Origin of the sequence: Bradyrhizobium sp. CCBAU 11430, from assembly GCF_028128855.1 — a bacterium.
In the GTDB taxonomy this organism is placed as follows: Bacteria; Pseudomonadota; Alphaproteobacteria; order Rhizobiales; family Xanthobacteraceae; genus Bradyrhizobium; species Bradyrhizobium ottawaense.
This window is the reverse complement of sequence record NZ_LBJV01000007.1, coordinates 100,863-112,904: the sequence shown is the minus strand read 5'-3', so window position 1 is coordinate 112,904 and position 12,042 is coordinate 100,863. Positions and strand designations below refer to the sequence as shown.

Genomic DNA, 12,042 nt, shown 5'->3' with positions numbered 1-12,042 from the left:
AACGGCAGGCGAAGGGCCGCGGAACTCAGGCGCGCAACGCCCCGCGAACACGCCCGAGCCAGCCGGGATGCATTTGATCGACGCGGTGTGTCAGGCTGCGCCGCAGGAAGTGCAGCCGGCGCCGGACATCCCAGCCGATATCGTTGCGGGATGTCAGGGCCTGGCGGAAGCGCGCCATCTTGAGGGACTGCTGATCCGCCGCGATCTTGTCGCGATCGGAATAGAACTGCGTAATCTTCTCCTGGTCCATGCCTGGGGTCGCGAGCCACTTCGGCGCATATTCGGTGCACAGACGATCGACGTCCACCAGCAGGCGCGCGACGCCCGTGCCGGCGGCGGGACAATTGGTCTGGAACGCATCGCCGATGAGCACGATGCCGGGCTGGAGATGTCCCTCGACGACGGTCAGATCCATCACCCAGTTCTGGACACGGTCGGTGACGCGGAAATCGCCGAGATAGGGCCGCAATCCCGGCAGCAGACGCAGAACGGTCGCTTCCGGTTCACGACGCAGCTCGCGCATGATCGGATCGGTCGGGTCGCGGAACATGAAGAGATTGGCCCGCATGCCGGCGCGCACGGGAAACAGGCTGAGATAGTCGATGCCGTCGGCCGTGCGCTCGCCATAGCAGGTCAGTGCCTCGAAATCGAACGGCGCGCCATCGCGGCGGGCGATCGTGAAACCGAACGACACCGAATGGCGCTCGGCCAGAATCTGCCGCTTGATACCGAGTTTATAACCGAGAGCCGCCGCCATGCCCGTGGCGAGAACGACGAGACGCGCAGTCACGCGCCGTCCGGACGCCAGCTCGAGATGCTGGACGTCGTCGCTGCAGCTGATCGCGGTGACCTCGTCGACAATCAGATCGGATGGCTCGGGGATCCGGCCGCGCGCCATGGCAACGAGATCAGCATAGGGAAATCCGTAGGCCTGGCCGACGCTGACATCGACCACCTTGCCTTCCCGGATATTGCGCACCTGATCATATCGACAAGCGACATTTTCGAGCGCGTCGAGGAAGCCCAGCTTGCGGAGCATCGCCAACTGATGGCCGCCGATCTTTTCGACCCGGAACTCGTCCGGATAGACCGCCCGCTTGTCGATCAGGACGATGCGATGCCCTGCCCGCGCCAGCACGGCCGCCGCAAGCGATCCTGCAAGGCCACCACCGACGATCGCGATGTCCGCAACGATCGTCGAAGTGCCAGCTGCGCCGATCGGCTCGGTCACAGTTCTATCCGCCGTCATGATCCAGGCTCCCACGGTCAACCAAAGCCGTACGTGCAATTCTCCGGCCTGATGTCGCATCGCAGGACCAAACGCGATCATTTCTCGGTATCGAGGTTAATGAAGCGGGGGACCCGGCCGCCCGGACGAAAGCCGGCACGCCTCTTGCTCGGGATTCTCCGTAAATTCCGGCTTCTGGCAGTTCTGCGGTCGATCCCGGCGAGGCATTCGGCATTCAAGCCGCTGATCTCGCCTTTCTCGGCCGTCGATGCGGCGCTATGCCGTCAGTCGGCCTGAGCTCGGCCCTGGTCTATTTGGGACAACGGGGACGGTGATGTTCCACAGTGAAGCAACCGGCATGAGCGCGACATCGACGCCGCAGGCGAGATCCTGGATGCCCTGCATTAACACTCGCATTTCTTCGGCATGCTAGGTTGTCACCGGTATCGGAACATGTCTCTTCAGGAGAGAGCAGCTCCTTAAACTTCATGATCAAATCCATCCTCCAGCTCATGCGGCGCGACGTCACGCGCGGTGTCGTCGGGACCATCCTGCTCAAGGTTGGTAGCGGCGCGCTCGCGTTTGCGCTGTTTTCGCTGGCGGCACGAACGATGTCGCCCGACGGCTTCGGTATCTTTGCGACCTGGCTTTCGGTTGCCCAGATCGCCGCCGTCGTGGGACTGGTCGGCCAGGAATCGTTGCTGGTGCGGTTCCTGAACGAATATCAGGTCGGCGACAGGCCGGATCTCACCAAAGGTGTCCTCTTATCGAGCTTCAAGATTACCTCGATCGCAATGCTGATCGTGATCGCGGGGATCGCCATCGCGGCGAACATGAGAGGCGATGGGTGGCTGCTCATACTTGCGGTATCGGCCTACACGGCCGCGAATGCCGGCGTGATGCTCGGCAGCCAGATCGCACGCTCACTGGTCAGCATTCTCACGGGCGAAGGAAATCGCGAGTTCTTCTGGCGAGTCATCGTCGTCCTGTTTCTGCTCGCCATGCTGCTTGGTCATCGGCAACTCGATCCCGCCGAGTTGATGGCGGTGATGACAATTGCCATATCGGTGGGCCTGGTTGCGCAAATCGTTTCGATCGCGCGCGTGCTGCCGGATTTGCGCGGTACGCCGGCGCGCTCCGAAACGTCCCGCTGGCGCTCGAGCGCCCTGCACTTCTGGCTTGCATCCATTCTTGAAGCCGCAAACCAGTATTTCGACGTCATTCTGGTGTACTGGATGCTGGATCCAGTGACTGCCGGTATCTACTTTGCCGCATCGCGCCTTGCCAATATCTTCGCCATGCTGTCTGCGGCGCTATACACGTTCGGAGCCCGCCGGCTTCCCTCGCTGTATTTCAGCAAGAACCACCAGGAGTTCGAGCGAACCTTGCAGCTGATGGCGGAGGTGACCGCGCTATGCGTGGTCGCCGGGCTCGCCATGATCTGGATCGGCGGCCCCTATCTCCTCAACCTGTTCGGACCTCATTTCACCGCGCAGCACTCGGTCTTGATCGTGCTCGCAATCGGGACGGCCATCCAGGCCGCAGGCGGCCCATCTGCTGCGATCCTGCAGCTGACCGGCCACGAACGGATCTACGTTCCCGTGGTTGCCGCCAATGTCGCGCTGCGGCTCGTGGGTTTTCTCATCCTCATTCCCTGGCTCGGCGTGCTTGGCGCGGCGATTTCGGCGACCGTGTCGCTGGCGCTCGCGACCATCGCCCTGAACGTCCTCTGCCGCCGGCGAACAGGGGTGGATCCTTCGATCCTCGTGCTGCTGCGCTTCTCCGCCTTGAAGCGCCGCAATTATGCAGTGCGCGGCGCCGACTCCAGCGACTAGGCTCAATCACGCCGTCGCCCGATGGTCCGCAATCACGCGCTGGCCGCGCGCAAGATCGATTGGTTAACGCGCTCGCCGCGCAGCAGCCGGGAACCAGCGAAATGCCTGCGGGAACGATGTCGACTGCCAAGCCTGGCATTAACTCCGTTTGTTGCTAGTCGGTGTCCACGCGATGCCCGCATGATAGGTACGGAGTTAAGAAGGTGAAGATTTGGTTTCTTTAGCGGGTCGGGATCCGTGCTCCACTATAAGCCGAACAAGGAATTGGGCGAGACGGCCGCGGCGGCACTCGCGCGGCCGAACGGCGGCGGACGAAAGCTGCACGTGCTTCTCGCGCAAACCCAGGCCGAGAACGCTGGTGCGCAGGAGATCTCCAGGCTGCTTGGCGCCAGGCTGACCGCGCGCGGCTACCGCGTCACCAATCTGTTCTTCTTCCGCAAATCGGATTCCTTCGACGAGCCGCCCGATACGCTCTACTGCGCGCCGAGCCGGCCGGGCAATCCGATGGCGCTGCTGCGGATGCTGTGGACACTCGGCCGCCATATCAGCACCATCAAGCCGGACGCCGTCCTGACCTTCCAGCATTTCGGCAATGTCATCGGCGGCGGCGTGACGCGCCTCGTCAGCCGCGCACCCGTCATAGCCAATCAGGTTTCATCCGCGCTGGCGATGAGCTGGCCGGTCCGCACGGCTGACATCGTCATGGGTAGCCTTGGCTTCTTCGACCGCATCACGCTCAATTCGCAGGACATGCAGCGCGAGTATTCGCGCTACCCCGCGGCCTACCGGTCGCGCATGGTGCATGTCCCGCACGGCTTCGACGACAAGGCCCTCACACTGTCGAAGGAGGCCGCGCGACAGAAGTTCAACCTGCCGCCGGATCGCATACTGCTCGGCTGCGCAGCGAGGTTGCATCCGCACAAGCGTCTCGACCTGGCGATACGTCTGTTACCGGATCAGCCGTCCTGGCACCTTGCGCTTGCCGGCCAGGGAGCCGACGAGGGCCGGCTGAAGCTGCTGGCGAGTGAATTGAAGGTGTCGGACAGGCTGCATTTGCTGGGGGAAATCCCGCCCAGCCGGATGGCGGACTTTCTCGCCTGCCTGGACGTGTTCGTATTCCCGACACAGGCCGAGACCTTCGGTCTGGCCGCGGTCGAGGCTGCGAACGCCGGTGTTCCCTCCGTCGTCACCGATCTTCCCGTCCTGCGCGAAGTGTTGTCCTACGAAGGAAGACCGACGGCACTCTTCGTCGACGCTTCCGATCATGCGAAGCTCTCCGCGGCCGTCTCCAGGCTGCTGACGGACCAACATCTAAGCGACGAACTGCGACAAAACGCCAAAGGCTTGCGGTTGCGCTATTCGGTAGATGCCATGGTGGAGGAATACGTTCGAATTCTCGGCCAGGTCATCTGACCGGACGATTGGAATAGATGGGCTCGACATGATCATCGAGTTTCGCTGTGAACGTGAGTACGCGCGGCGGTGGATGGGTCGCGAGACGCTGCTGATCGACGGCCGGGAAGTTCCGGTTCAAATCGCGTGGACGGCGAAGGCCGAGCCGCGGCCCGCAGGTCTCGACGCCCTGTTCGAGCTCGAACGCATGGTGCTGCACAAGGGCAAACACAGCAGCGTCCACAGGCTGAAGGTCATTCCGGGACCGACGCGGGCTCGCACCGAGACAGCCGACGTAATCGTCGACTTCACCGGCGGCGCGCGCGATCCGAACGACTCCGCCCGGCTGTATCTCCGTCCGCTGTTCAATGGCGTTGCAGGCGAGAACGCCGCGCTCGCCGCCATTCTGACTGGCGACCTGCCGGTGATCGACATCGTCAACGAGGTCGACGGTTCGGTCCTCGATCGCGGCCATCCATCCGGAGAAATTGCCGCCGGCCTGAGCGGCGCACTCGAAACCGTCATGGCGCGAACCCTGACCATGGTGGCGGCGATCCTGTCGGGACGACGGCGGCTTGTGCCGCAACTGGCGCGTCCGGCAGCGGATGGCCCGCGTCGTGGCCCCGTTGGCTATGTCGCGCGCGGCCTTGCCGTGTCGATCGCCAAGGAGATTTATCGCCTGTGCTGCTATGCCCCTCACTGGCATGTCGGGTGGCGCTTCAATGACGGCGCGGGCGTCTGGCAGACCGGAGATCTATCAGGTCCAAGCTGGAACGTTCTGGGAGATCCTGGAAACCACTTCTACGCCGATCCCTTTCCCATGACCTGGCAGGGACGAACATTCGTCTTCTTCGAAGACCTCGATCACCGCGTTGGAAAAGGCATCATATCGGCGATCGAATTCAACGACACCGGCCCGGTAGGACAAGTCGTGCCCGTGCTGGAAGAGCCCTGGCACCTCTCCTACCCGTTCCTGATCGAAGACGGCGGCGATTTGTGGATGATCCCGGAGAGCTCGCTCCATGGGGACGTCGCCCTCTACAAATGCGTTCGGTTCCCGGACAAATGGGAGCGGCACGCGACGCTGCTGTCAGGCCTTGAGCTGGCAGACGTCACGATCACGCGGCACAACGGCCTGCACTACCTATTCGGGGCCTGGCGCGACGGAACCGGCGGTTATTCGGACTCGCTGGCGATTTACTACGCCGAGCACCTCCTGGGCCCCTGGTTGCCCCATGCCAGCAATCCGGTCCTGATCGACCGCGCGAGCACGCGGCCGGCGGGGAATTTCGTCACGATCAATGACAAATTGTGGCGACCGGTTCAGAACTGCACCGACGGATACGGCGCTGCGCTCGCGCTGGCGGAAGTGATCGAACTGTCGCCGACCGCCTTCAAGCAGATCGTGCGCCATTCTCTGAAGCCCGGACCGGTGTGGCCCGGCAGGAAGCTCCACACCCTGAACCGCTGCGGCCGGCTCGAGGTGATCGACGGATCGCGTGTCCAACCCAAGACCCGCGCCTTCGCGGGCAGATTTCCGTCCGCCGTTCAGTCTCCGCGCACCAGTTCATACACCGCCGGCTGAAGCCGCCGGCGCGCTGTCGCTTGCGCTGCGTCCGAGCGCGCGGGCAAGGACGCTTCCGATCGTTCCAGCCTGCGACGCGCTGCCGCGCCAGGCCACGATCTGGTCGGGACGTATCAGAGCGAGGTCCGCCTCATAGAGGTCGCGCAAGGATGCCGGCAGCGTGACGAGCTTCACGTCGACGCCGAGGTTGCGGACGGCATCGGTGACCGCAGCTGGCGCCGACGCGACCTCACCGAACTGGAGCATCGTCCATTCGAACCCGAACAGGTCGTACAGGGACACGCCATCGTCCAACCACGCATGCGGTGCGCGGCCACCGGGACAAGCGCTCGGAACGTAGACGTTCGCAGCGTCGGGCGGCGGCTGGCTGCCATCGGAGACGATGATCGGCGAGCCGTCGTACCGTCCGCCGAAGGTGACACCGGGGATGTTGAATTCCGCACGGGCATGCTGTTCGAGATAAATGCCCGCCGTCCGCCGCGCCTCGCTGCCCTCGTCGGTGGCGTCCTCGATCTCAGGCGCCGGCGCGAACAGACCAAGGGAGTCGGCAAAGCGCCGCGCATAGTCGGTATTGCGGAGCGCCACCGGACGCCGCTCGACCTCGTAGCTGTCGAGCAGCGTCGCCGGGCTCAGACTCTTGACGACGCTTGCGAGCTTCCAGCCGAGATTGACCGCATCCTCGATCGCGGTGTTGTAGCCGAGCCCGCCGGTCGGCGTGAACAGATGCGCGGCGTCGCCGCCGAGGAACACCCTGCCCCGTTGCATGCCGTCCGCCACCAGCGCGTGACCGGCGGTCCAGGTCAGGAAGGACAGCACCTCGCAATCGATCGGCGCGCCGCACGCGCGCTGGAACGCGGCCTTGGCCTCATTGATCGTGATCGCACTTTCGTCCTCGCCCGGCCGAAGCTGCGTGTGAAACGCGAATTCGTCACGCCCGTTCACCGAGGCCATGAAGGCGCGGCGGTCGCCGTTGAAGCAATTGTACATCCACGCCTTGGCGTGCGGGATGCTCGCGTAAAACTCCGGTGAACGGAGATAGACCGCCAGCATGCGGCCGCCCATGAAGTCACGCTGCGTTCCGGTCTCGCCGCCATAGACAATGCCGAGCGACTGCCGGACCGTCGAGCGTGGTCCGTCGGCGCCAACGAGGAAGTCGGCCTCCACCTGAAAGCGGCGGCCGTCAGCGAGACATTCGATCTCGCCGACGATGCCGTCATCGCTTCCGACGTAGCCGATCAGCCGGTGGCCATAGTTCAGCTTGATGCCGGCAAGCCGTTCGGCATGGCGACGCAGCACCGCCTCGACATATTTCTGCGAGACCCGGTGCGGCAGCTCCGCCGCGCTCCAGGAGCCCGACATGCCCTTGATGAGCTCGCCCGCGCGCGACGATGACGGCAGGGCAAACCGCGCCAACTCGTAGCCGGCATAACGGGTGAAGTACGCAACGTCGGTCGGGTAGTCCGCAGGCAGGCCTTCGCGCCTGATCTCGTCGGCAAAACCAAGCCGCCGATAGTGCTCCATCGAGCGCGCCTGCGTCGCGTTGGCCTGCGGATTGAACGCGGTGCCAGGCTTCTCGTCGACCAGCATCGCGGACACACCGCGACGGCCGAGCTCGTTGGCCAGCATCAGCCCGCAGGGCCCCCCGCCCACGATGAGCACTGCGGCCGTCAGACGTGTTTCCAAGACGCTTCTCCCTACCAGCACTATCTTGCATGGTAAGGAAGCCTGACGATCTCGTCAAGTCGCCTGACTAATCGACATCCTCGAGCGTGTCGAACCTCTCGCCATAGACCGCCAGTCCCTTCAGGATCGCGTCCATCGTGGCCTTGCCGAGCTCGGCGCGCATCTCCTGCTCGGCGATGTCCACGGCATCGCGGAACGCATCCAGCCATTTGCGCCCGGCGGGCGTGAACATGACGATGCGCGCGCGCCGGTCGGTCGGGTCGGCGATGCGATTGACGAGCCCGAGCTCGGCGCATTGATCGACCAGCTCGCCCATCGCCTGCTTGCTCATGGAGGCGCGGCGGGCAAGCTCGGTGAGCCTCGTCCCCTCGACGTCGAGATTGCGGGTCAGGCTGACATGCGCGATGCGCGTCTCGTCGTGCCCCTTCTCGCTCATCAATTCGAGCACGCGGCCTTCGAAGCGCCGCACGGCGTTGTTGAGCAGGCGACCGATATTGGCATGCCGCCACGCGGTGCCGGATGTGGCGCCGGATATCCTGGATTTCACGAGATCTGCTTCCGATTCGGACTGATCGAGATTGCGCGAGGCTAACACAAGAGGCAGCCCGCGCGCTCGGACAGCCGATCAGCGCGCATTGCGGCTGTGACGCCACGGGCGGCATGAATCAAAACGCCGCCCGTCATCCCGTGCTTCGAGCGCTCCTGGCAAGGGGCGCTTACTGGGAACGATCCGAGGTCCAGCCCTTGTACTCGGCGACATTGTCCCTGGTCACCAGCTTGGACGGCAGCAGCTCGACGGTCGAGGCCGGCTTCTGGCCATTGAGAATGCCGACGCCCACCTGCACGGCCCGCCGCGCCATGAAGAACGGGTCCTGCGAAGCCGAGGCCTGGATCTGCGGCGACTGCGGATCCTTCAGCGCGGCCTCGATATCGGGCGCGCCGTCGACCGCGGTAATGACGATTCCGCTGCGGTTCTGCTGGCGCGCCGCAAGGTCGGTGCCGATCGCCTGCGGGTCGTTGATGGCGAAGATGGCGTCGATCTTGGGGAAGCGCGTCAGATAACCCTGCGCGACGGTGAGGCCGCCTTCGCGCGAGCCTTTGCCGTCCTGGTCGTTGGACAACACCTTGATGCCGGCATTCTTCGAGAAGACGTTCTTGCAGCCGACGACGCGGTCGATCACGGCGGAGACCTGCGGCCCATTCTCGATGATGACGTCGCCCTTGCCGCCCAGCTTGTCGACGATGTACTGGCAGGAGATCTCACCGGCCTGCACGTTGTTCGTGGTCACGGTGGCGTCGGCGCCTTCGGCCGCGGTGTCGACCGCGACGACGACGATGCCTGCCGCCTGCGCCTTCTTGATCGCCGGCCCGATTGCCTTGGGATCGCCGGGGTTGAGCAGGATCAGGTCGACGCCAGCGGCAATGAAATTGTCGATCTGGGTGACCTGCTTGCCGAGGTCGTATTCGAAGCCGACTGCCGTGATCTTCACATTGGGATTGGTCTTCTTCGCCTCGAACTCGGCGCCCTTCGACAGCGCGACGAAGAACGGATTGCCCATCGATCCCAGCGAGACGCCGATCGACTTGAGCTCCTTGGCGAAGGATGGCGCGGCGCTGAGGGCAAGCGCCGTCGCGGCGCCGGCGAGCATGATCGTCTTCAACATGGACTTCCTCCCTGGTCTGTCTTCGTCCCCGGCGCGGCAGACCAGTTGCCGCAACGGAACCTCGCATTCAAGTTCTGGCAGAGCCCTTCAAGTTCTGGCGGAGCCCTGCAGCCGGTAGCGATCGAGGCCACGGCGCCGATGATCACCAGGCCCTTGATGACATATTGCCAGATGTCGGAGACGCCGATGAGGATCAGGCCGTTCGACAGCACGGCGATGATCAACGCGCCGACCAGCGTGCCCCAGATCGAGCCGATGCCGCCGACGAAGGAGGTGCCGCCGAGGATCACGGCGGTGATCGCGTCGAGTTCGTAGGACTGGCCGAGCTGCAGGCCGTTGGCCGCATAGAGCCGCGCCGCCTGCATGGCGCCGCCGAGCCCGGCGAAAAGCCCGGAGACGCCGTAGACGAAGATCAGCACGCCCCAGACCTTGATGCCGGCAAGCCGCGCCGCGCTTTCATTGCCGCCCACCGCATAGATGTGCACGCCGAGTACGGTCCGGCGCAGCACCAGCCACGAGACGAGGATGACGAGCAAGGCGATCACCGAGAGCCACGGGATCGACGCGACGCCGGGGATGAGGGTCAGCGAGCCGTTGCCGATGAAGGCATAGGGAATGGACGGATTGAACACGGTGGTGTCGGCCCCGAGCAGTCGCGCCAGGCCGCGTACCGCAGTGAGAGAGCCGAGCGTGACGATGAAGGGCGGCAATCGGAGCAGCGCGATCAGCGCGCCGTTGACGACACCGAAGCCAAGGCCGGTGAGCAGCGCGGCCGGCAGCCAAAGCATCCCGAGCTCCGGCATCTTGGAGAGCGTCAGCCCGGCCATGGCGGAGGCCGCCAGGATCGAGCCGACCGAAAGGTCGATGCCGCCGGTGAGGATGACAAAGGTCATGCCTGCGGCAAGCACGGTGTTCACCGCGGCCTGCTGCAGCACGATGCCGAGATTTTGTCCGGTGAAGAAGCGGCCCTCGGACAGGAAGTGGAAGCCGCCGCAGAGGATCAGCAGCACCGGCAACATACCGAGCGCGCTGATCAGCACCCTCACCCGCTGGCGCTTCGACTCTGCGGCGGCACCGTTGGTCGTCGCCGGTGCGGGCTTGGCCTGCGAGGCACCATTGTCAGGCATCGAGATGCTCCATCCCCGTGGCAAGCGCCATGATGTCTTCCTGGTTCAACGGCGCCGTCTCGGTTCGCCGGACCTCGCCTGCAACCAGTCCCGACCGCATCACGACGACGCGGTCACAGATGCCGATGATCTCGGGCAGGTCGGACGAGATGACGAGGATCGCGGTGCCGGCTTTGGCAAGATTGTCGATGATCGAACAGATCTCGGATTTGGCGCCGACGTCGACGCCGCGCGTCGGCTCGTCGAGGATCAGCACCTTAGGCGCAATGGCAAGAAGCCGCGACAACAGCAGCTTCTGCTGATTGCCGCCGGACAGGCCGCCGGCGGGAACGCCGACGTTGGCGGCGCGGATGCTGAGCCCTGCGAAGGCCCGATCGGCGCGCTCGCGTGCCTTATCGCGATCCAGGAGCCAGCCGAGCTTCGCATCGCGGCTGAGGACCGCGAGGTTGATGTTGTCCAGACATGACATGTCGAGAAACAGGCCGAGCGCCTTGCGGTCCTCCGTCAGATAGGCGATGCCGGCCTCGAGCGCCTCGCCCGGCGTGCGGATCTCGACCGGCCGTCCCTCCAGTTCGAGACGTCCTAACGTCTTGTGCGCCGCGCCGATGATGAGATGCGCAAGCTCGGTACGACCGGCGCCGATCAGGCCGGCGAGACCGACCACCTCACCCGCGTGCACAGTCAGCGAGCAGCCCTTGACGCGCAGGCCATCGGCCATGTCGATCGCGGCGAGCACGGGATGGCCGCGTCCCGCCTCCGGATCATGGTCCTTCTTGTAGAACGATGAGACGTCGCGCCCGACCATCAGCCGCACGATGGTGTCCGCACGGATCTCGGGCTTGTCGAGCGAGCCGACCAGCCGGCCGTCGCGCAGCACGGTGACGCGGTCGCCGAGCGCGTAGACCTCGTCCATGCGATGCGAGATGTAGATGATGGCGAGGCCCTCGGCGCGAAGCTGGCGGATCAGCGCGAACAGCCGTGCGCTCTCGCCGGCCGACAGCGCCGTGGTCGGCTCGTCCATGATCAGGATCCTTGATCTCGCGTGCAGCGCACGCGCGATCTCGACCAGTTGCCGCTGCCCCATGGACAGATGCGCCACCAGCGTCGACGGCAGGAAGTCCGCACCGAGCCGCTTCAGGATGGGACCGACGCCCTCGCGCATGGCGCCGCGCGCCAGCAAGCCTGTCCGCGATATCTCTCGCCCCAGATAGATATTCTCGGCAACGCTGAGATTGGGCGCGAGCGACAGCTCCTGATAGATGATGGAGATGCCTGCCGCGCGGCCGCCGAGCGGACCTTCGATCCGTACCGGCTGTCCTTCGATGCGGATCTCGCCGCCGGGATCCGGCCGATAGGCGCCGGACAGGATCTTCATCAGCGTCGACTTGCCGGCGCCGTTCTCACCCATCAGGGCATGAATTTCACCGGCATAGACAGTGAGATCGACGGCGCGCAGCGCCTTGATGCCGAAGAAGGACTTTGAGACCCCGCGCATCTCGAGGATCGGATCGTTCATCGTGCCTCCCGG

The 12,042-nt window shown here is 64.6% G+C and carries 8 protein-coding genes and 1 pseudogene; 3 read left to right on the top strand and 6 right to left on the bottom strand.

Features of this window, described 5'->3' with window-relative positions:
• Nucleotides 1–25 precede the first annotated feature (25 nt).
• Nucleotides 26–1,249, bottom strand: coding sequence for an FAD-dependent oxidoreductase (locus XI04_RS05320; RefSeq protein ID WP_271608135.1), 1,224 nt, complete (start codon nucleotides 1,247–1,249; stop codon nucleotides 26–28).
• Nucleotides 1,250–1,716: 467 nt separating this feature from the next.
• Between XI04_RS05320 and XI04_RS05315 the strand changes: the two genes are divergently transcribed.
• The 3 genes from XI04_RS05315 (at nucleotide 1,717) to XI04_RS05305 (ending at nucleotide 6,040) form a co-directional block, all read left to right on the top strand.
• Nucleotides 1,717–3,063: a lipopolysaccharide biosynthesis protein gene (locus XI04_RS05315; RefSeq protein WP_028142498.1), complete on the top strand. Its 1,347-nt coding sequence runs from the start codon at nucleotides 1,717–1,719 to the stop codon at nucleotides 3,061–3,063.
• A gap of 237 nt (nucleotides 3,064–3,300) precedes the next feature.
• Nucleotides 3,301–4,476, top strand: coding sequence for a glycosyltransferase family 4 protein (locus tag XI04_RS05310; protein ID WP_271608136.1), 1,176 nt, complete (start codon nucleotides 3,301–3,303; stop codon nucleotides 4,474–4,476).
• A gap of 28 nt (nucleotides 4,477–4,504) precedes the next feature.
• Nucleotides 4,505–6,040 (top strand): glucosamine inositolphosphorylceramide transferase family protein, encoded by a 1,536-nt coding sequence (locus tag XI04_RS05305; protein WP_271608137.1) that lies wholly within the window; start codon nucleotides 4,505–4,507, stop codon nucleotides 6,038–6,040.
• On the opposite strand, the gene XI04_RS05300 is transcribed toward XI04_RS05305, so the two are convergent.
• The 5 genes and pseudogenes from XI04_RS05300 to XI04_RS05280 all read right to left on the bottom strand — a co-directional run bounded on the left by XI04_RS05300 (nucleotide 6,023) and on the right by XI04_RS05280 (nucleotide 12,030).
• On the bottom strand, nucleotides 6,023–7,723 hold the full coding sequence (locus XI04_RS05300) for an FAD-dependent oxidoreductase (protein ID WP_271608138.1): 1,701 nt from the start codon (nucleotides 7,721–7,723) through the stop codon (nucleotides 6,023–6,025). The genes XI04_RS05305 and XI04_RS05300 overlap by 18 nt on opposite strands.
• Nucleotides 7,724–7,790: 67 nt before the next feature.
• Nucleotides 7,791–8,258 (bottom strand): MarR family winged helix-turn-helix transcriptional regulator, encoded by a 468-nt coding sequence (locus XI04_RS05295; RefSeq protein WP_370126384.1) that lies wholly within the window; start codon nucleotides 8,256–8,258, stop codon nucleotides 7,791–7,793.
• A gap of 181 nt (nucleotides 8,259–8,439) precedes the next feature.
• Nucleotides 8,440–9,387: an ABC transporter substrate-binding protein gene (locus XI04_RS05290; RefSeq protein WP_028142493.1), complete on the bottom strand. Its 948-nt coding sequence runs from the start codon at nucleotides 9,385–9,387 to the stop codon at nucleotides 8,440–8,442.
• A gap of 87 nt (nucleotides 9,388–9,474) precedes the next feature.
• Nucleotides 9,475–10,514, bottom strand: a pseudogene (locus XI04_RS05285) (ABC transporter permease subunit).
• The gene (locus XI04_RS05280) at nucleotides 10,507–12,030 is read right to left on the bottom strand and encodes a sugar ABC transporter ATP-binding protein (protein WP_271623534.1); all 1,524 of its coding nucleotides are present in this window, start codon (nucleotides 12,028–12,030) and stop codon (nucleotides 10,507–10,509) included. The pseudogene XI04_RS05285 and the gene XI04_RS05280 overlap by 8 nt, the downstream one beginning before the upstream one ends.
• Nucleotides 12,031–12,042 lie beyond the last annotated feature (12 nt).

What these genes read in the sequence shown, in the direction of transcription:
- XI04_RS05320 (WP_271608135.1), bottom strand. Translation starts at nt 1,249, where the DNA reads ATGACGGCGGATAGAACTGTGACCGAGCCGATCGGCGCAGCTGGCACT.
- XI04_RS05290 (WP_028142493.1), bottom strand. Translation starts at nt 9,387, where the DNA reads ATGTTGAAGACGATCATGCTCGCCGGCGCCGCGACGGCGCTTGCCCTC.
- XI04_RS05315 (WP_028142498.1), top strand. Translation starts at nt 1,717, where the DNA reads ATGATCAAATCCATCCTCCAGCTCATGCGGCGCGACGTCACGCGCGGT.
- XI04_RS05280 (WP_271623534.1), bottom strand. Translation starts at nt 12,030, where the DNA reads ATGAACGATCCGATCCTCGAGATGCGCGGGGTCTCAAAGTCCTTCTTC.
- XI04_RS05305 (WP_271608137.1), top strand. Translation starts at nt 4,505, where the DNA reads ATGATCATCGAGTTTCGCTGTGAACGTGAGTACGCGCGGCGGTGGATG.